The sequence below is a fragment of the Pseudomonas sp. Leaf129 genome (assembly GCF_001423465.1).
In the GTDB taxonomy this organism is placed as follows: Bacteria; Pseudomonadota; Gammaproteobacteria; order Pseudomonadales; family Pseudomonadaceae; genus Aquipseudomonas; species Aquipseudomonas coleopterorum.
This window is the reverse complement of the sequence record NZ_LMOC01000001.1, coordinates 1,379,628-1,402,691: the sequence shown is the minus strand read 5'-3', so window position 1 is coordinate 1,402,691 and position 23,064 is coordinate 1,379,628. Positions and strand designations below refer to the sequence as shown.

At 64.2% G+C, this 23,064-nt stretch carries 25 protein-coding genes and 1 riboswitch; of the genes, 19 read left to right on the top strand and 6 right to left on the bottom strand.

Annotation, left to right across the window (positions count from 1 at the left end):
- Window positions 1-28: 28 nt before the first annotated feature.
- Both mazG and ASF66_RS06115 read left to right on the top strand, forming a co-directional pair.
- Complete coding sequence (gene mazG, locus ASF66_RS06120) at window positions 29-862, top strand: nucleoside triphosphate pyrophosphohydrolase (RefSeq protein WP_049859053.1); 834 nt, start codon at window positions 29-31, stop codon at window positions 860-862.
- Window positions 863-888: 26 nt separating this feature from the next.
- Entirely contained in the window at window positions 889-1,431 is a 543-nt protein-coding gene (locus ASF66_RS06115; RefSeq protein WP_049859054.1) for a DUF2058 domain-containing protein, read from the top strand.
- 54 nt (window positions 1,432-1,485) lie between these two features.
- On the opposite strand, the gene ASF66_RS06110 is transcribed toward ASF66_RS06115, so the two are convergent.
- The 5 genes from ASF66_RS06110 to purM form a co-directional block, all read right to left on the bottom strand.
- Complete coding sequence (locus ASF66_RS06110; RefSeq protein ID WP_049859055.1) at window positions 1,486-1,668, bottom strand: hypothetical protein; 183 nt, start codon at window positions 1,666-1,668, stop codon at window positions 1,486-1,488.
- Window positions 1,669-1,921: 253 nt separating this feature from the next.
- Window positions 1,922-3,280 (bottom strand): dicarboxylate/amino acid:cation symporter, encoded by a 1,359-nt coding sequence (locus ASF66_RS06105; RefSeq protein WP_049859056.1) that lies wholly within the window; start codon window positions 3,278-3,280, stop codon window positions 1,922-1,924.
- A 331-nt stretch (window positions 3,281-3,611) separates the two neighbouring features.
- Window positions 3,612-4,322: a DUF3108 domain-containing protein gene (locus ASF66_RS06100; RefSeq protein WP_049859057.1), complete on the bottom strand. Its 711-nt coding sequence runs from the start codon at window positions 4,320-4,322 to the stop codon at window positions 3,612-3,614.
- An 8-nt stretch (window positions 4,323-4,330) separates the two neighbouring features.
- The gene (purN, locus tag ASF66_RS06095; RefSeq protein ID WP_056843137.1) at window positions 4,331-4,978 is read right to left on the bottom strand and encodes a phosphoribosylglycinamide formyltransferase; all 648 of its coding nucleotides are present in this window, start codon (window positions 4,976-4,978) and stop codon (window positions 4,331-4,333) included.
- Window positions 4,978-6,036, bottom strand: a complete 1,059-nt coding sequence (gene purM, locus ASF66_RS06090; RefSeq protein WP_056843136.1) for a phosphoribosylformylglycinamidine cyclo-ligase — start codon at window positions 6,034-6,036, stop codon at window positions 4,978-4,980. Before purM ends, purN begins: the two co-directional genes overlap by 1 nt.
- Before the next feature lie 245 nt (window positions 6,037-6,281).
- Here purM and ASF66_RS06085 point away from each other — a divergent pair, with 245 nt between their 5' ends.
- The 5 genes from ASF66_RS06085 to ASF66_RS06065 all read left to right on the top strand — a co-directional run bounded on the left by ASF66_RS06085 (window position 6,282) and on the right by ASF66_RS06065 (window position 10,953).
- Complete coding sequence (locus ASF66_RS06085) at window positions 6,282-7,325, top strand: DUF2066 domain-containing protein (RefSeq protein ID WP_056843135.1); 1,044 nt, start codon at window positions 6,282-6,284, stop codon at window positions 7,323-7,325.
- A gap of 95 nt (window positions 7,326-7,420) precedes the next feature.
- Window positions 7,421-8,494 (top strand): AI-2E family transporter, encoded by a 1,074-nt coding sequence (locus ASF66_RS06080; protein WP_056843134.1) that lies wholly within the window; start codon window positions 7,421-7,423, stop codon window positions 8,492-8,494.
- Between the two features lie 152 nt (window positions 8,495-8,646).
- Window positions 8,647-9,351 (top strand): DnaA regulatory inactivator Hda, encoded by a 705-nt coding sequence (gene hda / locus ASF66_RS06075; protein WP_049859062.1) that lies wholly within the window; start codon window positions 8,647-8,649, stop codon window positions 9,349-9,351.
- A 312-nt stretch (window positions 9,352-9,663) separates the two neighbouring features.
- Entirely contained in the window at window positions 9,664-10,299 is a 636-nt protein-coding gene (locus ASF66_RS06070) for a C40 family peptidase (protein ID WP_049859063.1), read from the top strand.
- A gap of 108 nt (window positions 10,300-10,407) precedes the next feature.
- Window positions 10,408-10,953: a C40 family peptidase gene (locus ASF66_RS06065; RefSeq protein WP_049859064.1), complete on the top strand. Its 546-nt coding sequence runs from the start codon at window positions 10,408-10,410 to the stop codon at window positions 10,951-10,953.
- 39 nt (window positions 10,954-10,992) lie between these two features.
- Here the strand turns inward: ASF66_RS06065 and ASF66_RS06060 are convergent, their stop codons facing one another.
- Window positions 10,993-12,306, bottom strand: a complete 1,314-nt coding sequence (locus tag ASF66_RS06060) for a PQQ-dependent sugar dehydrogenase (RefSeq protein WP_056843133.1) — start codon at window positions 12,304-12,306, stop codon at window positions 10,993-10,995.
- Window positions 12,307-12,426: 120 nt separating this feature from the next.
- Window positions 12,427-12,647, top strand: a riboswitch (cobalamin riboswitch).
- Window positions 12,648-12,810: 163 nt separating this feature from the next.
- Between ASF66_RS06060 and cobO the strand changes: the two genes are divergently transcribed.
- From cobO to ASF66_RS23040, 12 genes are all read left to right on the top strand, one after another.
- On the top strand, window positions 12,811-13,422 hold the full coding sequence (gene cobO / locus ASF66_RS06055) for a cob(I)yrinic acid a,c-diamide adenosyltransferase (protein WP_056843132.1): 612 nt from the start codon (window positions 12,811-12,813) through the stop codon (window positions 13,420-13,422).
- Window positions 13,419-14,756 carry a cobyrinate a,c-diamide synthase gene (locus ASF66_RS06050; protein WP_056843131.1) on the top strand — a complete coding sequence of 446 codons (1,338 nt, stop codon included), beginning with the start codon at window positions 13,419-13,421 and terminating at the stop codon, window positions 14,754-14,756. Before cobO ends, ASF66_RS06050 begins: the two co-directional genes overlap by 4 nt.
- Window positions 14,749-15,396: a 5,6-dimethylbenzimidazole synthase gene (gene bluB, locus ASF66_RS06045; protein ID WP_056843130.1), complete on the top strand. Its 648-nt coding sequence runs from the start codon at window positions 14,749-14,751 to the stop codon at window positions 15,394-15,396. The genes ASF66_RS06050 and bluB overlap by 8 nt, the downstream gene beginning before the upstream one ends.
- An 11-nt stretch (window positions 15,397-15,407) precedes the next feature.
- Entirely contained in the window at window positions 15,408-16,301 is an 894-nt protein-coding gene (gene cbiB, locus ASF66_RS06040; protein WP_162240075.1) for an adenosylcobinamide-phosphate synthase CbiB, read from the top strand.
- On the top strand, window positions 16,294-17,286 hold the full coding sequence (gene cobD / locus ASF66_RS06035) for a threonine-phosphate decarboxylase CobD (RefSeq protein ID WP_056843128.1): 993 nt from the start codon (window positions 16,294-16,296) through the stop codon (window positions 17,284-17,286). Before cbiB ends, cobD begins: the two co-directional genes overlap by 8 nt.
- Entirely contained in the window at window positions 17,283-18,749 is a 1,467-nt protein-coding gene (locus tag ASF66_RS06030; protein WP_056843127.1) for a cobyric acid synthase, read from the top strand. The genes cobD and ASF66_RS06030 overlap by 4 nt, the downstream gene beginning before the upstream one ends.
- 1 nt (window position 18,750) lies before the next feature.
- Window positions 18,751-19,272 carry a bifunctional adenosylcobinamide kinase/adenosylcobinamide-phosphate guanylyltransferase gene (gene cobU / locus ASF66_RS06025; RefSeq protein WP_056843126.1) on the top strand — a complete coding sequence of 174 codons (522 nt, stop codon included), beginning with the start codon at window positions 18,751-18,753 and terminating at the stop codon, window positions 19,270-19,272.
- Complete coding sequence (gene cobT / locus ASF66_RS06020; RefSeq protein ID WP_056843125.1) at window positions 19,269-20,324, top strand: nicotinate-nucleotide--dimethylbenzimidazole phosphoribosyltransferase; 1,056 nt, start codon at window positions 19,269-19,271, stop codon at window positions 20,322-20,324. Before cobU ends, cobT begins: the two co-directional genes overlap by 4 nt.
- Window positions 20,321-20,893, top strand: a complete 573-nt coding sequence (cobC, locus tag ASF66_RS06015; RefSeq protein ID WP_056843124.1) for an alpha-ribazole phosphatase family protein — start codon at window positions 20,321-20,323, stop codon at window positions 20,891-20,893. Before cobT ends, cobC begins: the two co-directional genes overlap by 4 nt.
- 2 nt (window positions 20,894-20,895) lie before the next feature.
- Complete coding sequence (locus ASF66_RS06010; RefSeq protein ID WP_056843123.1) at window positions 20,896-21,615, top strand: adenosylcobinamide-GDP ribazoletransferase; 720 nt, start codon at window positions 20,896-20,898, stop codon at window positions 21,613-21,615.
- Window positions 21,616-21,712: 97 nt separating this feature from the next.
- On the top strand, window positions 21,713-22,921 hold the full coding sequence (locus ASF66_RS06005; RefSeq protein WP_056843122.1) for an MFS transporter: 1,209 nt from the start codon (window positions 21,713-21,715) through the stop codon (window positions 22,919-22,921).
- Window positions 22,918-23,043, top strand: a complete 126-nt coding sequence (locus ASF66_RS23040) for a hypothetical protein (protein ID WP_269083340.1) — start codon at window positions 22,918-22,920, stop codon at window positions 23,041-23,043. The genes ASF66_RS06005 and ASF66_RS23040 overlap by 4 nt, the downstream gene beginning before the upstream one ends.
- Window positions 23,044-23,064 lie beyond the last annotated feature (21 nt).

The window sequence follows — 23,064 nt, the reverse complement described above, 5'->3', positions numbered from 1 at the left end:
TCCCGACACCTCTGCAACGAGTCCGAGCATGTACACACTGCAAGACCTGCTCAACCTCATGGCCCGGCTGCGTGACCCGCAGCACGGTTGCCCGTGGGATGTGAAGCAAACCTACGCCAGCATTGTCCCGTTCACCCTGGAAGAAGCCTACGAAGTGGCCGATGCCATCGAGCGCGAAGACTTCGAGCACCTCAAGGGTGAGCTCGGCGATCTATTGTTCCAGGTGGTCTATTACAGCCAACTGGCGCGCGAGGAGGGGCGCTTCGAATTCGACGGCGTGGTTGACGGTATCACCCGTAAGCTGATTCGACGCCACCCCCACGTGTTTCCCACCGGCGATCTGTACGCCGCGCTGGACACTCCGCGCCTGGACGAACACCAGGTCAAGCAGCGCTGGGAAGAGATCAAGGCCCAGGAACGCGCGGAAAAAGGCGGGGTAGGTGAGCAGTTGTCCCTGCTCGATGACGTACCTGCCGCGCTGCCCGCTCTCGCGCGCGCAGCCAAGCTGCAGAAGCGCGCAGCGATGGTCGGCTTCGACTGGCCAGGGCCGCTGCCGGTGCTGGACAAGGTCCGCGAAGAATTGGACGAAGTGCTTCAGGCCATGGCCGCAGACGATGCACCGGCAGTGGCCGAGGAAATCGGTGACCTGCTGTTCAGCGTGGTCAATCTGGCTCGCCACCTCAAGGTGGATCCGGAGAACGCCCTGCGCGGCGCCAACGTCAAGTTCGACCGGCGCTTCCGTTTCATCGAGCAGGCATTGCGCGACACCCACCGCAACATCGAAGATTGCACCCTGGAAGACATGGACGCCCTGTGGGGCGAGGCCAAACGTCAGGAACAGAATCTGCCCAGCTGTGGCTGAGCCGTTTTATAAGTGAGCAGAACACCATGAGCCTTTCCCTCCGCGACCAATTGTTGAAAGCTGGACTGGTCAACCAGAAGCAGGTCAAGCAAGTCAGTAAGGACAAGCAGAAACAGAAGCGCCTGGAGAACAAGGGCCAGGTCGAAATCGACGACACGCAGAAGCGCATCGCCCAGGAAGCCATGGCCGAGAAGGCGCGCCGCGACCAGGAGCTCAATCGCCAGCAGCAGGAGAAGGTTGAGGAGAAGGCACGCGCCGCCCAAGTCAAGCAACTGATCGAAGCGACTCGCCTGCCCAAGCTGACCACCGAGGACTACTACAACTTCGTCGACGACAAGAAGGTCAAGCGCCTGTCGGTCAACAACCTGATGCGCAGCAAGCTGAGCAACGGTTCGCTGGCCATCGTCCAGCACGGGGGTGGCTATGAGGTGATCCCGCGCGAGGCTGCGCTCAAGGTGCAGGAACGCGCGCCGCAGCGCATCGTCATGCTCAACGTGGCGACCGAAGAAGTCGACTCGGCAGAAGATCCGTACGCTGCCTACAAGATTCCGGACGACTTGATGTGGTAACCCACTGAAACGACAAACCCCGCCTGAGCGGGGTTTTTCTTGCGCGGCGAACGGTCAATTCGAAGCGCGTTGGCTTTCGAGTGTTTCCAGTTCGTTCTTGTAGCTCTGAGCGTCATTCTCGTTGTGGAACATCCCCACCAACAAGTCCTGTTGATAGACATCCCAGATCTGGATGCCTGCCGCCACGCCTTCGTGGGACATGTGGGCTTCGTCGCGTTCGGTCACTTTTACTGTCATGGGAAAGCTCCTGTCTCGAATAGCTGCCTCGAATATCTGCACGTGGCGTGTGCAGGTCTTTGTTATAGATTTGAGTAGCTTGCTAAGTAAACAGACGATTTCTGCAACAGTTTTTTACCGAACTAGAGACAATCCGCAAACGCCCGCACGACGTGCCCTGCGGCGGATTGTCGCAGCGAGTTCACGGCGGTGAAACAAATTTCATCCAATAAAAAACCCATCCGAAGATGGGTTTTTTCAGTTCGACAGCCGATCAGCGCAGGGTAGTGCCCTGAGTCGTGGTGTCCTGAACCGGATCGCGGCCTTCGGCCACGCCCAGATCATCTTCCGGACGACCATCGACGATGCCACGGCCACCGGAAGCCAGTTCGGTCTGCAGGACTTTCTCGTCCAGCTCGCCTACCCACTTGGCAACCACCAGGGTGGCGACAGCGTTACCGACCAGGTTGGTCAGTGCACGTGCTTCGGACATGAAGCGGTCGATACCCAGGATCAGCGCCAGGCCGGCCACCGGCAGTTGGCCTACGGCCGACAGGGTGGCGGCCAGCACGATGAAGCCCGAACCGGTGACGCCGGCGGCGCCTTTGGAGGACAGCAGCAGTACCAGCAGCAGGGTGATCTGATGGGTGATGTCCATGGTGGTGTCGGTCGCCTGAGCGATGAACACGGCGGCCATGGTCAGGTAGATCGAGGTACCGTCCAGGTTGAACGAATAGCCGGTCGGGATCACCAGGCCTACCACGGATTTCTGTGCACCCAGGCGTTCCATCTTGATCAGCATGCGTGGCAGTGCCGATTCCGAGGAGGAAGTGCCCAGAACGATCATCAGCTCTTCACGGATGTAGCGGATCACCTTGATCACGCTGAAGCCGTGGGCGCGGCAGATGGCGCCCAGCACCAGCAGCACGAACAGTACGCAGGTGACATAGAAGCAGATCATCAACTGGCCCAACTGCACCAGCGAACCCACGCCGTAGGCACCGATGGTGAAGGCCATGGCACCGAACGCACCGAGCGGGGCCAGCTTCATGATCATGTTGATGATGTTGAACATGGCGTGCGCGAAGCGATCGATCAGGTCCAGCAGCGGCTTGCCGTAGGCACCCAGGCGATGCAGGGCGAAGCCGAAGATCACCGAGAACATCAGCACCTGAAGGATATCGCCGTTGGCGAAGGCGCCGACGATGGTGTTCGGGATCACGTTGAGGATGAAGCCGACGATGCTCTGGTCAGCGCCTGCCGAGACATAGCTGGCGATCTTGCTGGCATCCAGGGTCGATACGTCGACGTGCATGCCGGCACCCGGCTTGACCACGTTGACCACGACCAGGCCGATGATCAGTGCCAGGGTCGAGACGATTTCGAAGTACAGAAGGGCGTAGCCACCGGTCTTGCCGACCGATTTCATGCTCTGCATACCGGCGATACCACTGACCACGGTGCAGAAGATGATAGGGGCGATGACCATCTTGATCAGCTTGATGAAGCCGTCGCCGAAAGGCTTGAGCTTGACCGCGAACTGAGGGTAGAAGTGGCCGATCAGGATACCGATGATGATCGCGACGATCACCTGGAAATACAGCGATTTGTACAGTGGCTGACGAGTCGTCATTTGCAAGTTCCTCAAGTGTATCGCCTGGCACCCGTTCCGGAGTGGTCGCGACACCTAAAGCACGAACCCTCCTGTCTGGAGGGATTTGTTGTGGGCGAGTTGCGCATTGGCAGGCCTCTGCCGACTGTATTGCAGGTGCCGTGCCATAGTTGCGTACTGATGGCCATAGCGCGAGTGGCTGCGGCCTAGGCAGGGGTATGGTTGTCGTCACATAGCTGTACAAGTGGCGGGAATCCGCCCCAGTCGCCCCTGAAAGGCCTGTGCATGGCGGATATCCGCCCACAAAAAAGGGCCCCACAGGGCCCTTTTCGTTTCAGTGCTATGCAGCTGGTCAGCTGCCTTTCACTGATTTTCCGTCCACCGTGCCGTCCAGCAGCATGATGTTGTATTCCTTGCCATCGGTTTCCACCTGTTGCAGGCGCACCAGCAGGTAGTCCCAGTCCTTGGCGAACCAGAGCACGGTGATGCGCTTGCTCTGCGTGGGGTCACGCACCCGCTCGACCTTGATCGCGTCGACCTGACCAGCCTTGGTCTCGACCTTTTCGGTGCCCAGCACGCGGAAATCGTAGGTGTCGATCTCGTCCCCATCGACCACCTGATAGCTCATGCTCTTCTTGCCGGCGGCCACGTCGTGTTGCAGGGCCAGCTGGTAAGTGGACTTGTCCAGTACGCCGTTGTTGAGCGGCAGGTTGATCGGATCGCCGCGGTCGGTACCGGTGACTTTCTTGGCTGCCCAGTCGAAGTCCAGGTCGACCTTGCGGGCCTTGCCCAGGCCGCCACGTTCGAAGGTGTAGGTTTCCGGCAGCATGGCCTCTTTATCGACACGCAGGGTGCTGACTTCGGTCAGGCTGGCGATCATCATCGAGGCCTTGAACGCCAGGGTCCAGTCGCCATTGGCGTTCTTGCTCAGGCTGCGCTCGGCAGTGCCGCTCATGGGCAACTGCTTCCAGTCGGCGGTGTAGCTGGCGGAAAAAGGCTTGAGCTCTGCGGCATGGACCGGAAGGGCCAGCAGGGCAGCGGCGAAGAGCAGGGCGCGACGCATATAAACTCCTAGGGTCGAATCAAATGGCCACAAGCCGGCAGGGGCTGGCCATCGAGCAGTGCACCGTGTTCGTCGAGGCGCACACGGCCTTCGGCGAACCAACGCACTGCTAGCGGGTAGATCTGGTGTTCCTGGGCATGCACCCGGTGCGCCAGGGTCTCTGGCGTGTCGGTCGACTGTACCGGAATCACTGCCTGTACGACCAGTGGTCCGCCATCGAGTTCCTCGGTGACGAAGTGCACACTGCAGCCGTGCTCGGCATCACCTGCCTCGAGGGCGCGACGGTGGGTATGCAGGCCTTTGTAGCGCGGCAGCAGGGAGGGATGGATGTTGAGCAGGCGGCCATGGTAGTGGCGCACGAAGGACGGGCTGAGGATGCGCATGAAGCCGGCCAGGACCACCAGGTGCGGCTGGTACTGATCGATGAGATCGATCAGCGCCGCATCGAAGGCTTCGCGATCAGCGAAACCCTGATGCTCCAGCACCCGTGCCTCGATGCCTGCATCGCGGGCGCGCTGCAGGCCGAGCGCATCGGCGCGATTGGAAATCACCGCGGCGATGCGGGCGGGGTGGTCCGCCTGCATACTGTCCAGCAACGCCTGCAGATTACTGCCGGTGCCCGACAGCAGCACCACTACGTTACAGGTCGAAGGCATCAGTGAGCCTTGAGGTTCTTCAGTTCGACCTGAGCGGCGCCTTCGGCGGCCTGGGCGATTTCACCGATGACCCACGGCTGCTCACCGGCACTGCGCAGGGAAGACAAGGTCTTCTCGACGTCGGCCTGAGCCACGCAGATGACCATGCCGACACCGCAGTTCAGCACGCGGTGCATTTCGTGCTCATCGACATTGCCCTGCTGCTGCAGCCAGTCGAACACGGCGGGACGCTGCCAGCTGGCGACGTCGACCACGGCCTGGGCACCTTTTGGCAGAACGCGCGGGATGTTGTCGAGCAGGCCGCCACCGGTGATGTGGGCCATGGCCTTGACGGCGCCGGTGTCCTTGATCAGTTGCAGCAGCGGCTTGACGTAGATGCGGGTGGGTGCCATCAGCAGGTCGGTCAGCGGTTTGCCGTCGAGCTGGACGTTCTCGATGTCGGCACCGGCGACTTCGATGATCTTGCGGATCAGCGAATAGCCGTTGGAGTGCGGGCCCGAGGAGGGCAGGGCGATCAGCGCGTCGCCGTTGGCGACCTTGCTGCCGTCGATGATGTCGGCCTTCTCGACCACGCCTACGCAGAAGCCGGCCAGGTCGTAGTCTTCGCCTTCGTACATGCCCGGCATTTCGGCCGTCTCGCCGCCCACCAGGGAGCAGCCGGCCAGTTCGCAACCGGCGCCGATACCGGTGACCACGGTGGCAGCGGTGTCGACGTTGAGCTTGCCGGTGGCGTAGTAGTCGAGGAAGAACAACGGCTCGGCGCCGCACACCACCAGGTCGTTGACGCACATGGCGACCAGGTCGATGCCGATGCTTTCATGGCGGTCGAGGTTCAGCGCCAGACGCAGCTTGGTGCCCACGCCGTCGGTGCCCGACACCAGGACGGGCTGCTTGTAGCCGGCCGGGATTTCGCACAAGGCACCAAAACCGCCCAGGCCGCCCATGACCTCCGGGCGCGCGGTGCGCTTGGCGACGCCTTTGATGCGTTCGACCAATGCTTCACCGGCGTCGATGTCTACACCGGCGTCCTTGTAGCTCACGGAGGGTTTATTGCTCATGATCCAGGCCTTTAAAGGAGGGAGTCGGGGGAGTCGACCGTCGTCGATCCACGAAGGCGCGCGATTTTATCAGGCTTGCCCGAACGTCACCAGCGCGGTTCGATGGTTGTCCGCATACCAGCGCCAGGTCGGCCGCAGCCAAGGGTTGCGTGGTCATGCTACATTGGACGCCGAGATTGACCACTGAGCTTTTTGCCGATTGTACGGTCACAGCCTCAATCCGCTATCACCGTCGGGAAACGTCCATGCGTCTGCGCCACTACCTGCTAGCCACCTGCATCACCTTGTCGAGCGTGCCGCTTCACGCCGAAACCATCAGCAACCTGTATCAGGTACGCGAGCCCGTGGCCAGCCAGACGCCCGAGGAACGTACCCAGGCTACCCAGCGAGCGTTGGAGACCCTGGTGCTGCGCCTGACCGGCGATGCCAAGGCGATTGCCAACCCCGGCCTGGCCAGCGTGCGCCAGGATCCGCAGCAGATCATCAGCCAGTACGGCTACGATGCCGGCCCACCGGAGTCGCTGCAGGTCGATTTCGACATTGCCAGTACCGATAATGCCCTGCGCTCGGCCGGCCTGCCGACATGGGGCAGCAACCGCCCTTCGATCCTGGGCTGGTGGTTGAGCGACAGCGTCGAGGGCAGCAGCCTGGTCGGCGACGGGCAATCGGCCGCCGAGCCGCTGCGCCGTGCGGCTCAGCACCGTGGCCTGCCGTTGCGCCTGCCCCTGGCCGATCTCGGCGAGCAGGGCGTCGGCACCGCGCAGAACATCGAGGCCAGCGATCCAGCCGCATTGCGCAGCGCTTCCGAGCGCTACGGCGCCGATGCTCTGCTGGCCGTACATGCCCGTGAAGAAGAGGGCAAATGGTCGGGCACCTGGCGCCTGTGGCTGGGCAACCAGCGTGAGCAGGGCAAGGCCGAGGGCGCGGATCAAGCGGCCCTTGCCGATGCCGTGCTCCTGGCCGTCAGCCAGCGGTTGGCCACGCGCTTCGTCGCCAAACCTGGCGCCAGCACCGAAATGACCCTGGCGGTTGAAGGCATGAATCTGGAGCGTTACGCGCAGATGGGTCGCCTGCTTGAATCCTACGGTGCGCGAGTGCGTACCGTGGACGGCGACAAGGTGGTCTATCGCGTGACCGGCAGCGCCGAACAACTGCGCGCCCAGCTGGGTCTGGCCAAATTGCAGGAAGTGCCGTACCAGGCGCCGGTCGTGCCGGTCGATGCCCAGGCCGCTCCCGGCGCACCGGCACCGGCGGTGCAACCCGCCCCGGACCTGAATTTCCGCTGGTAAGTGGTCGAGAAAATGCGCCGCCGCTCACGTGGCGCATTCGTTTCTCGCTGACTGAATCCGCTTTCAATCTCTTCTATATATAGCTGAGCTGCCTGATGACTGATATGCGCCGTTGGTTCTGGCTGGGGGCAGTGCTGCTGCTCTGCGTCTTTCTTTATGTGCTGCACCCGATTCTCTCGCCGTTCCTGGTGGGTATCCTGCTGGCCTATCTGGCAGATCCACTGGTCGACAAGCTGGAGAAATGGAAGTTGTCGCGCACCTGGGGCGTGGTGGTGGTGTTCGCCCTGTTCACGCTGCTGTTGGTCCTTGCGCTGCTGGTGCTGATCCCCATGCTCGCCAAACAGCTCGTCAGCCTGTACCAGATGGCTCCGCAGATGCTCGACTGGCTGCAGCACACAGCGCTGCCGTGGGTGCAAACTCGACTGGGTCTGGCCGAAGGCTTCTGGAAGTTCGACCAGATCAAGGCTGCCATCAGCAGCCACATGGGGCAGACCACCGACATGGTCGGAGTGATCCTGTCCCAGGCCACCGCCTCGGGGCTGGCGCTGATGGCCTGGCTGGCCAACTTCGTGTTGATTCCGGTGGTGGCGTTCTACCTGCTGCGCGACTGGGACCTGATGATGGCGAAGATCCGCAGCCTGCTCCCGCGCCAGCGCGAAGGGCAGATCGTACGCCTGGCTGGCGAGTGTCACGAGGTGCTCGGGGCGTTCGTGCGCGGGCAGTTGCTGGTGATGTTGGCCTTGGGCGTGATCTATGCCACCGGGTTGATGCTGGTAGGTCTGCAACTGGGCCTGTTGATCGGCGTCGTGGCGGGACTCGCGGCCATCGTGCCGTACATGGGCTTCGTCATCGGCATCGGTTCTGCGATCATCGCCGGGCTGTTCCAGTTCGGTCTGGATCCCTTCCACATGATTGCCATCGTCGCCGTGTTCATGATCGGCCAGGCGCTCGAAGGCATGGTGCTGACGCCCCTGCTGGTGGGTGATCGCATCGGCCTGCATCCGGTGGCGGTGATCTTCGCCATCCTGGCCGGCGGCGAGCTGTTCGGTTTCACCGGTGTACTGCTGGCTTTGCCAGTGGCGGCAGTGATCATGGTGCTGGTACGGCATATGCACGACCTGTACAAGGACTCGGACATCTATGCCGGTTCCGAGGATCCAGACCTCTGAACGCGACCGGCCGCCGGGGCCTTCAGAGGCCCCGGTAAACCGTTGATTTATCAAGCAGTGTTGCGCATTGTGCGGCTGCTCGGGCAGGTATAGACTTTGCACACTTCACATTGAGGCCCGTTGCAGCTCGATCCCAGAGCTGTTCAGCCAGCATGAAACCGATTCAGCTGCCCCTAGGTGTGCGTCTGCGGGATGACGCGACCTTCATCAATTACTACCCAGGCGCCAATGCCGCGGCACTCGGCTACGTCGAGCGCCTGTGCGAAGCCGAGGCCGGGTGGACCGAAAGCCTGATCTACCTGTGGGGCAAGCATGGGGTAGGGCGCACCCATTTGTTGCACGCTGCCTGCCTTCGGTTCGAGCAGTTGGGCGAACCAGCGGTCTACCTGCCCCTGGCCGAGCTGCTCGATCGCGGCGTGGGCATTCTCGATGACCTGGCCCAGTACGAGCTGGTTTGCCTGGATGACCTGCAAGTGGTGGCCGGCAAGCCGGAATGGGAAGAGGCCCTGTTCCACCTGTTCAACCGCCTGCGCGACAGCGGCCGCCGCTTGCTGATCGCCGCCTCCCACTCGCCTCGCGAACTGCCCGTGAAGCTCGCCGACCTCAAATCTCGCCTGACCCTGGCCCTGATCTTCCAGATGCGTCCGCTGTCCGACGAGGACAAACTGCGCGCCCTGCAATTGCGTGCGTCGCGTCGCGGTCTGCACCTGACCGACGAGGTCGGGCATTTCATTCTCACCCGTGGCACGCGCAGCATGAGCGCGCTGTTTGACCTCCTGGAGCGTCTCGACCAGGCCTCGCTGCAGGCGCAGCGCAAGCTGACCATCCCCTTCCTCAAGGAAACGCTGGGCTGGTAGTCGAGCGACTCGATTCAACCGCTCTATGACCTGTTTCATGGATGTTCCATTCGGTTCTAACGGAACTTGCACACCCGGTTTATCTGTATACCTGTCCAGTCCCGGTGATGGCTATGTGCGACCATTTATCGCCCAATGATTCCGGGGATTTTGGGCTATTACCGTGCAAAAGCCCATCCGCAGGGCTGCAAAACGGGGCGTTAGATGTCAGCATAATTCTCCGGAGTCACATTTCGTTCGATTGAATTTGCAAATAATCGCCAGACGGGTATAGTCGCCACTTCTCAACTATTCCTTGTCACGGTCGTGCCCATGCTCAATCGCTTAGCACCCCTCGTGCCCATCGCACTGTTGACCCTTCTGGTCGGTTGCGCGGCGCAAGCCCCGGTCTCCCAGCAGCAGGTCCTGGACCCGGTCACCGCCGTCCAGCCGCATCAATCCCCCTCGAAGGCCTCGCTGGTTTTCGAAGACGAAATCGCCACCGAAGACGAACTGGCCCAGTTCGACGGCAGCAAGGCCTACAGCCTGCCGATCCTGGCCGACAGCATTCTGGAACGTGGCAAATCCCTGATCGGCACCCGCTACCGTTTCGGTGGCACCGACAAGGCGTCGGGTTTCGATTGCAGCGGTTTCATCGGTTATCTGTTTCGCGAAGAGGCGGGCATGAACCTGCCGCGATCGACTCGCGAAATGATCAACGTCAAGGCGCCTCTGGTCGCACGCAACAAGCTCAAGCCGGGTGATCTGCTGTTCTTCAGCACCAACGGCCGCGGTCGTGTCAGCCATGCCGGCATCTACCTGGGCGATGACCAGTTCATTCACTCCAGCAGCCGCCGCAGCGGTGGTGTACGAGTCGACAGCCTGGGCGACAGCTACTGGAGCAAGACCTTCATCGAGGCCAAGCGGGCCTTGGCCATGGCGCCTGCCACGATGATCTCCAGCAAATAACAGACGCAGCGCAACAAAGCGGCGGTGAGGTGAAAACCTCAGCGCCGTTTGTGTTTTCGGGTAATGAATCTAGTCTATTACGGCAGTTGGCTCAGGATGGTTCGGTACATGTCTACCCAGGCACGCGTGTTCGCTTCAATCGCAATGGCCGCCATCCTCGCCGGGTGCGCCAGCGCGCCTCCGGCCAAGGTGGTGAGGCCCAAGGTCATCAACCCGATCGTCAAGAACCCGAACAACGACATGGTCGGCGCTGCCGACGACGTGCTGTTTCGGGCATTGGGATTGGTAGGTACACCGTACCGCTGGGGAGGTAATACACCCGACTCGGGCTTCGACTGCAGCGGCCTGATCAGCTTCGTCTACCGCGACGCCGCCGGTATCGCGTTGCCGCGCTCGACTCGGGAAATGATCGTCATGCGCTCCCCCGATGTCGACCAGTCCCACCTGCAGTCCGGTGACTTGGTGTTCTTCGCCACCAGCGGCGGCTCGCAGGTCAGCCACGCGGGGATCTATGTGGGTGAGGGACGTTTCGTGCACGCACCGTCGAGTGGCGGTACGGTCAAGCTCGATTACCTGAACAAGCCCTATTGGCAGAAAGCCTACCTCAACGCCAAGCGGGTGCTGCAACCCGGCCAGTTGGCCCGCAACCCGTGACGGCAACAGGGCGAGTGTCCTCGCCCTGTTCAAGCCATATCACTTGGCGGCAGTGACTCGCCAGATCTTGTTGCCCACATCGTCCGCAACCAGCACTCCACCCTTGTGATCGGGCAATACCGCGACCGGGCGACCCATGGCCTTCTCGTCTGAATTGAGAAAACCGCTCAGCAGATCGATCGGCTGACCGCTCGGCTTGCCGTCCACAAACGGTACGAACACCACCTTGTAACCACTGTGCGGCTTGCGGTTCCAGGAACCATGCTGGCCGATCAGGGCGCCGGTGGTGAAAGGTGCGGGCAAGCCACTGCCGTCGGCGAAACTCAGGCCCAGCGAAGCGGTGTGCGGGCCGACTGCGTAATCGGGAGCAATGGCCTTGGCCACCAGCTCAGGATTCTGCGGTTCGACACGCACGTCTACGTGCTGACCGTAGTAACTGTAGGGCCAGCCATAGAAGCCACCGTCCTTGACCGAAGTGATGTAGTCGGGCACCAGGTCGCTGCCGATTTCGTCACGTTCGTTCACGGCTGTCCACAGCTTGCCGGTCTTCGGTTCCCAGGCCATGCCGTTGGGGTTGCGCAAACCCGAGGCGAAGATGCGGTGCTGGCCGGTGGCAGCGTCCACTTCCCAGATCGCTGCACGACCCTGTTCCTGGTCCATGCCGTTTTCGCCAACGTTGCTGTTCGAGCCGACGGTGACGTAGAGCTTCTTGCCGTCGGGGCTGGCGATGACGTTCTTGGTCCAGTGGTGGTTGAGCGTGCCGCCCGGCAGGTCGACGACTTTCTCGCCCGCGCTGCTGATCGAGGTGGCGCCGTCGGTGTACTTGAAGCGCAGCAGCTTGTCGGTGTCCGCCACATAGAAATCGTTGCCGACCAGGGTCATGCCGAAGGGCGAGTTGAGGTTGGCGATGAAGACCGTGCGGGTTTCGGCCACACCGTCACCGTCCTTGTCGCGCAACAGCGAAATCCGGTTGGCGCTGGGCACGCCCGCGCCGGCGCGGCTCATCACCTTCTCCATGACGAAGCCACGTATGCCTTTGCTGTCGTCCGGCTTGGCCGGGGAGTTGGTTTCAGCCACCAACACGTCCCCGTTGGGCAGCACGTACAGCCAGCGTGGGTGGTCCAGGTCCGCGGCGAAGGCGGCCACTTGAGTACCGGGCGCCGCCGTGGGCTTGCCCCCTTCGGCCCAGCCTACGGCCGGTGCGATGTTGACGGTGGGGATCAGGGTCTTGTTGGGCTCGGGCAGTTTGGGCGAGGGCCCGGTCCCGTCGCTGACCTGCAACGATGACGTTTCACCACAGGCGGCGAGGCCGGCGGCCAGCAGGATCAATGTTGCGAGGCGGGTCTTGTGCATGGTCGGGCTCTCTGAGGTTTTGTTCACACAGGGTAGAGGCACCGGGCCTGAGCAAGGTTCAACCGCGTTGTCCGTCAGCAGCGGTGGTGGATCAATTGACGCTCCGGGCGCAACCCTCTAACCTGCGCGGCTGTTCCAGGTGCTCGGCGATCAGGCGATCGACCCGGGTGAAACAGGGAAGCCGGTGCGCAGCGTTTACGCGCAATGCCGGCGCTGCCCCCGCAACGGTAGACGAGTCAAGGCTGCACACGATGCCACTGAAGCGATTCGGGAAGGCGTGTCGCCTGGGTGTACAGACCCCGCTCGTGAGCCCGGAGACCGGCCTGGTGCACTTTTTACGGCTCGTTGCAGAACCTGCGTTCATCCCACGATGGCGTGGGCCTGGGGCGTGCCCTGATCCATCTTCTGTCGCGCGGGGAGAGCGGCATTGACGTTCACTGTCCGGCCAGTCGGCCACGGTGTCGCGTCGATGCCGCCTGCGCGCAGGTGTAGCGGAGAGCCACCATGAACGAAACAGCCGAGCGCGACGCCCGTCACCTGGCGCGTATGCTGCGCAAGAAAGCCGTGATCGACGAACGCATCGCCAACTCCCCCAACCAATGTGGCTTGCTGCTGGTGCTCAGCGGTAACGGCAAGGGCAAGAGCAGCTCGGCCTTCGGCATGCTCGCGCGGGCCATGGGCCACGACTTGCAGTGCGGCGTGGTGCAGTTCATCAAGGGGCGCAACAGCACCGGCGAGGAGCTGTTCTTCCGGCGCTTTCCCGAGCAGGTGCGCTACCACGTGATGGGCGAAGGTTTCACCTGGGAAACCCAGGATCGCCAGCGTGACATCGCGGCCGCCGAAGCGGCCTGGGAAGTCTCCAGGCAACTGCTGCGCGATCCCGGCATTGGCCTGGTAGTGCTCGACGAACTCAATATCGCGCTCAAGCACGGGTATCTCGATCTGGACACGGTGCTGAGCGATCTGCAGGCGCGTCCCCCCATGCAGCATGTGATCGTCACCGGCCGTGGCGCCAAGCCCGAGCTGATCGAGCTGGCCGACACGGTGACCGAAATGGGCATGATCAAGCACGCTTTCCAGGCCGGCATCCGTGCCCAGAAGGGCATCGAGCTATGACCGAACCGCGCCAGTGCCCGGCGGTGCTGATCGCCGCGCCGGCCTCCGGGCAGGGCAAGACCACCGTCACCGCCGCTCTGGCGCGCCTGCATCGCAATCAGGGCCGCCGCGTGCGGGTGTTCAAGTGCGGCCCGGATTTTCTCGATCCGATGATCCTGGCCAGGGCCAGCGGCGCTCCGGTCTATCAATTGGACATGTGGATGGTCGGCGAGCAGGACAGCCGGCGGCTGCTGTGGGAAGCGGCCGAGGAAGCCGACATCATCCTCATCGAGGGCGTCATGGGGCTGTTCGACGGTACACCCTCGAGCGCTGACCTGGCGCGCCATTTCGGTGTTCCCGTGCTGGCGGTGATCGACGGCACGGCCATGGCGCAGACTTTCGGCGCCCTGGCGCTGGGTCTGGCCTGTTACCAGCCCGACCTGCCGTTTGCCGGCGTCCTGGCCAACCGTGTCGGCACCGTGCGCCATGCGCAGTTGCTCGAAGGCAGCCTGACCCAGGGGCTGCGCTGGTACGGGGCCTTGTCCCGGGAAACCGGGATCGAATTGCCCAGCCGCCATCTGGGGTTGGTGCAGGCCAGCGAGCTCAACGATCTGGACACCCGTCTGGATGCCGCGGCTGCGGCCCTTGCGCAGACGTGCGAGGTGGCCTTGCCGCCCGCGGTCACGTTCGCCGTCCCGGTCGAACACCCAGTTGCGCGCCTCCTCGACGGCGTGCGCATCGCCGTGGCCCGCGATGCCGCTTTCGCCTTCGTCTATGACGCCAGCCTCGATGTACTACGCGGCATGGGCGCCGAGCTGGTGTTCTTCTCGCCGCTGCACGATGCGCACCTGCCCGCGTGCGACAGCCTTTACCTGCCCGGCGGCTACCCGGAGCTGCATCACCTGGCGCTCGCCGCCAATACTTCGATGCTCGCCGACATTCGTGCCCATCACGCAGCGGACAAACCGCTGTTGGCCGAATGCGGCGGCATGCTCTACCTGCTCGACGCGCTGACCGATGTCGACGGCGCCCGCGCCGAGCTGCTGGGGTTGCTGCCGGGCGAGGCGGTCATGCAGAAACGCCTGGCCGCCCTCGCTTTGCAGGCGGTCGAGCTGCCTGAGGGCGTCCTGCGCGGGCACACCTACCACCATTCGCTGACCAGTACCGAACTGCAGCCGATCGCGCGTGGCGTGAGCCCCAATGGCGGTCGTGGCGCCGAGGCGGTTTACCGCCAGGGGCGGATGACGGCCTCCTACGTGCATTTCTATTTCCCTTCAAATCCTGCGGCAGTGGCGGCGCTGTTCGCGCCCGATCTTCACCTCGACGCACAGGCGAACGGGCCGACTCATGAGTGAGCCGTACAGCGACAGCGAGCGCGCCGCCATCTACCGTGTCATTGCCGAACGCCGCGACATGCGCCACTTCATCGGCGGCAGCGTGCCTCCCGCGCTGCTCGCCCGCTTACTGGCGGCTGCCCATCAAGGGCCCAGTGTCGGGCTGATGCAACCGTGGCGCTTTGTCCGTATCAGCGACCGGGCCTTGCGCGGCCGCATCCAGGCCCTGGTCGAGGAGGAGCGGCTTCGCACCGCGCAGGCCATGGGCGAGCGCTCCGACCAGTTCATGCAACTCAAGGTCGAGGGCATCAATGACTGCGCCGAGGTGCTGGTGGCCGCGCTGATGGACGATCGCGAGCGCCATGTGTTCGGCCGCCGGACCTTGCCGGAAATGGACCTGGCCTCGGTCTCCTGCGCCATCCAGAACCTGTGGCTGGCCGCACGCGCCGAAGGCCTGGGCATGGGTTGGGTATCGCTGTTCGATCCCCAGGCCCTGGCCCAGGTGCTGGGCATGCCCGCCGGGGCCAAGCCGGTGGCGGTGCTGTGCCTGGGGCCGGTCGAGCAATTCTACGAAGCGCCCATGCTGGAACTGCAGGGCTGGGCAGCAGGCCAGCCACTCGAACAGATGCTGTACGAAAACCAGTGGGGAACATCGTTGTGAGTATTGCGTTGATGACGGTCGCCGGGGTGGCGCTCGATGCCCTTTTGGGCGAGCCGCGCAAGCACCATCCGCTGGTGGCTTTCGGCCGTCTGGCCAATCGCATCGAAACACGCTTCAACCGCGCCGGGCGTGGCTGGCGCAGCCACGGCGTCACCGCCTGGTTCCTGGCTGTGGTGCCCTTGACCCTGCTGGCCACGGTGCTGTCCTGGCTGCCGCTGGTGGGCTGGCTGGTCGAGATTTTCGCGCTGTACCTGGCGCTGGGCATGCGTAGCCTGGGTGAGCACGTGATGCCCGTGGCCCAGGCGCTGCGCAGCGACGACCTGGACGCTGCGCGTCAGCGGGTCGGCTACCTGGTCAGCCGACAGACCGAAGCGCTCGACGCCGAAGCGGTGGCCCGCGCCGGTACCGAATCGGTGCTGGAAAACGGCAGTGACGCCGTGTTCGCGGCCATCTTCTGGTTCGTCGTGGCCGGCGCCCCTGGGGTCGTTCTCTACCGGCTGAGCAATACGCTGGACGCCATGTGGGGCTATCGCAACGAACGTTTCGAACGCTTTGGCTGGGCCGCGGCGCGAATCGACGACGTGCTCAACTACATTCCGGCGCGCCTGGTCGCGCTCACCTACGCGGTCCTGGGCAAGACCCGCCCGGCCCTGCGTTGCTGGCGCCAACAGGCACCGCAGTGGGACAGCCCCAACGCCGGCCCGGTGATGGCGGCGGGCGCCGGCGCGCTCGGTGTGCAACTCGGTGGCCCGGCGATCTACCACGGCGAACTGCATGAGCGCGCCGTGCTGGGCGAAGGCGTGCCGGCCGATGCCGACGCCATCGAGCGCGGTTGGAACCTGGTCCGGCACGGCGTCTGGCTATGGCTGCTGGTACTGTGCCTGGGAGGCTTGATCGATGCTTGAACACGGAGGGCGCTTGCGCCAGGCAGTGCTCGATTACGGCATTGCCGAAGCGGACTGGGTCGACCTGTCCACCGGTATCGCCCCTTGGGCGTTCCCCATTCCCGACATCGCGCCCCGTGCCTGGGCCCGGCTGCCGGAAAACGACGACGGCCTGGAAGACGCTGCACGCGGCTATTACGGTTTCCAGCATGTACTGCCGGTGCCGGGTTCGCAGGCGGCGATCCAGACACTGCCACGCCTGCGTCGCAGCGGTCGGGTAGGGGTGCTGTCGCCGTGTTACGCCGAACACGCCGAAGGCTGGCGCCAGGCCGGGCATGTGGTGCGGGAACTCAACGAAGAGGAAGTCGAGCACTTCATCGACAGCCTCGACGTGCTGGTTGTGGTCAACCCGAACAACCCGACCGGGCGGTTGCTGTCCACCGAGCGGCTGTTGGCCTGGAACGCCCGGTTGAACGGTCGCGGCGGGTGGCTGGTGGTCGACGAGGCCTTCATGGACAACACGCCGCAGGGCAGTCTGGCAAGGCACGGTGTTCAGCCCGGACTGATCGTGCTGCGCTCGTTCGGCAAGTTCTTCGGCCTGGCAGGCGTGCGCCTGGGCTTCGTCCTGGGCGAGCCGCGCCTGCTGCGGTCGCTGGCCGAGCTGATCGGGCCCTGGGCCGTCAGCGGTCCGACACGACGATTGGGCCAGGCGTGCCTGCTCGACGAGGCTGCACAGCGTGCCCAGATTGCCCGCTGCGCGCAGGCCAGTGAGCGCCTGCTGCGGTGCCTGCAGCATCACGGTCTGGCGCCTCAGGGCGGCTGCGCGCTCTTCCAGTCGGTATCGTGCGCGCAGGCCGAGCACCTGCAGGGGTTTCTGGCCCGGCATGGCATCCTGGTGAGGCTGTTCAAACAGGACAGCCGCCTGCGCTTCGGCCTGCCGGCCGACGAGGGTGACTGGGCGCGACTCGACGCTGCCCTGAGCGACTATCGGGAGCACTTGGCATGAGCACATTGATGGTCCAGGGCACGACGTCCGATGCCGGCAAAAGCACGCTGGTCACCGCGCTGTGCCGCTGGCTGACCCGCCAGGGTGTCGCCGTGGTGCCGTTCAAGCCGCAGAACATGGCCCTCAACAGCGCGGTGACCGCCGACGGCGGCGAGATCGGTCGCGCCCAGGCCGTGCAGGCCCAGGCCGCGTACCTTGAGCCGCACACCGACATGAACCCGGTGTTGCTCAAGCCCAACAGCGACACCGGTGCCCAGGTGATCATTCACGGCCGTGCCGTGACCACCATGAACGCGGTCGCCTATCACGACTACAAGGCCATCGCCATGCAGGCGGTACTGGCGTCGCACCAGCGTTTGAACGACACGTACGATGTGGTGATGGTCGAAGGCGCCGGGTCGCCGGCCGAGATCAACCTGCGCGCCGGCGACATCGCCAACATGGGCTTCGCCGAAACGGTCGACTGCCCGGTGCTGCTGATCGCCGACATCAACCGTGGCGGCGTCTTCGCCCATCTGGTCGGCACCCTGGAATTGCTCTCGCCCACTGAGCAGGCGCGAGTGCAGGGCTTCATCATCAATCGCTTTCGCGGCGACATCGCCTTGCTCCAACCTGGCCTGGATTGGCTGGAAGCCCGCACCGGCAAGCCGGTGATCGGTGTGCTGCCCTACGTCATGGACTTGCACCTGGAAGCCGAAGACGGCCTGGATCGGCGTCAGTCGGGCAAGGCCGACACCGTGCTCAAGGTGATCGTGCCGGTGCTGCCACGCATCAGCAACCACACCGATTTCGATCCGCTGCGCCTGCACCCGCAGGTCGACCTGCAGTTCATCGGCGCAGGTGACGATATCCCCCCGGCTGACCTGATCATCCTGCCCGGCTCCAAGAGCGTGCGCGCCGATCTGGCCCACCTGAGGGCCCAGGGTTGGGAAGAGGCGATCAACCGCCACCTGCGTTACGGCGGCAAGGTGCTGGGGATCTGCGGCGGCCTGCAAATGCTCGGCACGCGCATCGATGACCCCTTGGGACTCGAAGGCGCCGCCGGTTCCAGTGCAGGCCTGGGCCTGCTGGAGTTCACCACCCAATTGCATGCGGAAAAACAGTTGCGCAACGTCACTGGCCAATTGAGCCTCGAACAGGCCGCTGTCAGCGGCTACGAGATTCACGCCGGCGTCACCGTCGGCGCGGCGCTCGAGAGTCCGGCCGTGCAGCTCAGTGATGGTCGGCGCGACGGCGCGATCAGCGCGGACGGGCAGATCCTGGGCACGTACCTGCATGGGCTGTTCGAAGCGCCGCAGTCGTCCGTGGCACTGCTGCGCTGGGCGGGGCTCGCCGACGTGCAATCGGTGGACTACCACGCCCTGCGTGAAGCGGACATCGAACGCCTGGCCGATCTGGTCGAGCGGCATCTGGACACCGCTCGCCTGCGTGAACTGTGTAGCCTGCCTGGCGGGAGTGTTTGACATGCTGCAACTGATTCTGGGTGGCGCCCGCTCGGGCAAGAGCCGCCTGGCCGAACGACTGGCCGCCGACAGCCAGCTCGAGGTGATCTACATTGCGACCAGCCAACCGCTGGACGGCGAGTTCGACCAGCGTGTGGCTTTGCACCGTGCGCGTCGTCCCGACCACTGGGGGCTGGTGGAAGAGCCCTTGGCCCTGGCGCAGGTGCTGCGCAGCCAGGCGCGGGCGGATCGCTGTCTGCTGGTCGATTGCCTGACCCTGTGGTTGACCAACCTGCTCATGCTCGACGATGCACAGCGTCTGAGCGCAGAGCGCGAGGCGCTGCTTGAAACCTTATCCAGCCTGCCAGGTGAGATCCTCTTCGTGAGCAACGAAACCGGCTTGGGCGTGGTGCCTTTGGGCGAGCTGACCCGGCGCTTCGTCGACGAGGCCGGCCTGCTGCACCAGGCATTGGCCGAACGTTGCGAGCGGGTGGTGTTCACCGTGGCCGGCCTCCCCATGATACTGAAAGGACCTGCGTTATGAACTCAGCCTGGTGGCTGCAAACTGCCCGTGCACCCGATGCGAACGTTCATCGTCAGGCGCTGGAGCGTCAGCAGCAGTTGACCAAGCCAGCCGGCTCGCTGGGCGCGCTCGAGCAGACCGCCGTGCAACTGGCGGCGCTGCAAGGTCGACTCAAACCTTCGGTCGAACAGGTCTGGATCACGGTGTTCGCTGCAGATCACGGCATCGTCGCCGAGGGTGTCTCACCCTATCCGCAGGAAGTCACCGCGCAGATGGTGCACAACTTCGTCAACGGCGGGGCGGCCATCAGCGTATTGGCCCGTCGCCTGGCGGCGCGCCTGGAGGTCGTGGACCTGGGAACCGCCACGCCACTCAACGACTTGCCCGGCGTGCAGCATGTACGCATCGCCGCCGGTACGCGCAATTTCATCGAGGCTCCAGCGATGAGCTTCGAGCAAGGCCTGCAGGCACTGCAGGCCGGTCGCGACAGCGTGTTGCGAGCCAAGGCCGGCGGCAGCGAACTGTTCATCGGCGGTGAAATGGGCATCGGCAACACGACGTCCGCCACCGCCCTGGCCTGTGCGTCCCTGGCGTGCGAGGTGGCCGATCTGGCAGGGCCGGGCACGGGCCTGGACGCTGCCGGTGTGGCGCACAAGGTACGGGTCATCGAGCGGGCCTTGCAGGTTCACGCCGACCTGCCCGATGAGCCTTTGCAACGCTTGTTCTGCTTCGGCGGCTTCGAAGTCGCCGCGCTGGTCGGCGCCTACCTGGCCTGTGCTCAGGAGGGCATTGCGGTGCTGGTCGACGGCTTCATCTGCAGCGTCGCTGCGCTGGTGGCGGTGCAGTTGAATCCGTCCATTCGGCCTTGGCTGCTGTTCGCGCACAACGGCGCCGAGCCGGGCCATCGTCACGTACTTGCGGCGCTCGACGGGCAACCGTTGTTGCAGCTTGGCTTGCGTCTGGGTGAGGGCAGCGGTGCGGCACTGGCGGTGCCGCTGTTGCGCCTGGCGTGCGACCTGCACGGGCAGATGGCGACCTTCGCCGAAGCCGCCGTGGCGGACCGCCCGGCATGACCCTGCACCTGGACCTGCTGCGCCATGGCGAAACCGAGATCGGCGGCTTTCGCGGCAGCCTCGACGATGCCCTGACCGAACGCGGCTGGTCGCAGTTGCATGCGGCAGTCGCCGAGCGCTCCGGCTGGGACCGGATCGTCAGCTCGCCACTGCAGCGCTGTGCACGCTTTGCCCAGGTGCTGGCCGAACAACGCGGGCTGCCGCTGAGCGTCGACGCCGGTTTGCAAGAGCTGCACTTCGGTGCCTGGGAAGGGCTGAGCGCCGCGCAGTTGATGCAGACCGATGAAGCCGGTCTGGGCCTGTTCTGGAACGATCCCTATGCGTTCACGCCGCCCGACGGCGAGCCCATGCTGGATTTCTCCGCGCGCATCCATGCCGCGTTGAGCAGGCTGCACCTGCAGTATCCGGGCGAGCGGTTGCTGCTGGTGGTGCACGGTGGGGTCATGCGCCTGCTGCTGGCCGAAGCGCGCGGCCTGCCACGCGAACAGCTGCTTCAGGTCGAGGTCGGCCACGGTGCCTTGTTCAGCGTGACGATGGCGGCCGACGGCCGCTTGAGCGAGCGGTCCTGAGCATGCTGCCCTTCTGGATCGCCCTGCAGTTTCTAAGCAGTCTGCCAGTGCGCTTGCCTGGCATGCCCAGTGCCCAGGCGTCGGGCCGTTCGCTGTTGTTCTATCCGGCCGTGGGGTTGCTGTTTGGCGCACTCTTGTGGGTTGCCAACGCTCTGCTCGCTGGAACGCCGATACTTCTGCATGCGGCGTTGCTGCTGACGCTGTGGGTGGTGCTCAGCGGCGGGTTGCATCTGGACGGGCTGGCGGACAGCGCCGATGCCTGGCTGGGTGGATTCGGCGACCGCGAACGCACCTTGCTGATCATGAAGGACCCGCGCAGCGGACCCATGGCCGTGGTCACCCTGGTGCTGGTGCTGCTGCTCAAGTTCTGCGCGCTGCTGGCCTTGCTCGAACAGGGCCAGCAGGCCGCTCTGGTCCTGGCTCCGGTGCTGGCGCGAGCCGCCATGCTCGGCCTGTTCATGAGCACATCGTACGTGCGTGCCGGTGGGCTGGGCCAGGCGTTGGCCGACCACTTGCCACGCCGTGCCGGGCGTTGGGTATTGGGCGCTGTCGCGCTCGCCAGTCTAGGGTTCTGTGGGGGCTGGATCAGTCTGTTGGTGCTGGTGGGCTTTTGGGCATTGCGGCGCCAGATGATCCGGCGCCTGGGTGGCACCACGGGTGACACCGCCGGTGCCATGCTCGAATTGCTTGAACTGCTGGTGCTGCTCGTCGCCGCGCTGTAGACATCACCCTCCATGGCCGTGCACGGGATGCTGCCTGTCAGCGCTGAACAGGCATACAATCGGGCAGCCTGTCCCTTCCTGCCCGGAGCACACAATAATGACATCGGTATGGCGTACCAGCGGCTGGGTGCTGCTCGGCGCAGCGTTGATCCTCGCCCTGTCCTTGGGCATTCGTCACGGCTTCGGCTTGTTTCTGGCGCCCATGAGCGCAGAATTCGGTTGGGGGCGAGGCGTGTTCGCCCTCGCCATTGCCCTGCAGAACCTGATCTGGGGACTGGCCCAGCCCTTCGCCGGCGCCTTGGCTGACCGCTTCGGCGCCGGGCGAGTGGTGGCGCTGGGTGGTGTGCTCTATGCGGTCGGCCTGGGCTGCATGGGCCTGGCCAATTCCGAGCTGAGCCTGACCCTCAGCGCAGGTCTGCTGATCGGTCTGGGGCTTTCCGGCACGTCCTTCTCGGTGATCCTGGGGGTGGTCGGGCGAGCCCTGCCAGCCGAGCACCGCAGCATGGGCATGGGCATCGCCAGCGCGGCCGGCTCGTTTGGCCAGTTCGCGATGCTGCCAGGCACCCTCGGCCTCATCAGTTGGCTGGGCTGGTCCGCAGCCTTGCTGGTGATGGGCGTGCTGGTAGCGTTCATCGTGCCGCTGGTACGCTTGCTCAAGGACCGACCACTGCCGAGCCAGGGTCCTGAGCAGACCCTGGGCCAGGCGCTGCGCGAAGCCTGCAGTCACTCGGGCTTCTGGCTGTTGGCGCTGGGCTTTTTCGTCTGTGGTTTTCAGGTGGTGTTCATCGGCGTGCACCTGCCTTCCTATCTGGTCGATCAGCACCTTCCCGCGAGCGTGGGCACCACCGTGCTCGCGCTCATCGGCCTGTTCAACATTGTCGGCACCTACACCGCCGGCTGGCTGGGCGGTCGCATGTCCAAACCGCGCTTGCTCACCGCGTTGTATCTGCTGCGTGCCGTGGTGATCGTGCTGTTTCTGTGGTTCCCGGTGACCACCTTCAGCGCCTGCCTGTTCGGCATGGCGATGGGCTTGCTCTGGCTGTCCACGGTTCCCTTGACCAATGGCACGGTGGCGACCCTGTTCGGCGTGCGCAACCTGTCGATGCTCGGTGGGATCGTGTTTCTCTTTCACCAGTTGGGGGCGTTTCTCGGCGGCTGGCTGGGCGGTCTGGTGTACGACCAGACCGGCAGCTATGACCTGGTCTGGCAATTGTCGATTGCCCTGAGCCTGCTTGCAGGAGCGCTCAATTGGCCGGTGCGCGAGCGGCCTGTTGCACGGCTGCAAGCGCAGGGTGCGACAGCATGAACAGGTGGCGAAGTCTGCCACTGGCTTTGGCGGCTGTGCTGCTGGGGCTGTTGGGGCTGGCGTGGTGGGGATGGCAGCAGGGCGGCCTGGCCTTGCTGCAGTTGAACATGAGCCTGTGCTGAGCCTGAACATGAAAAAGCCCC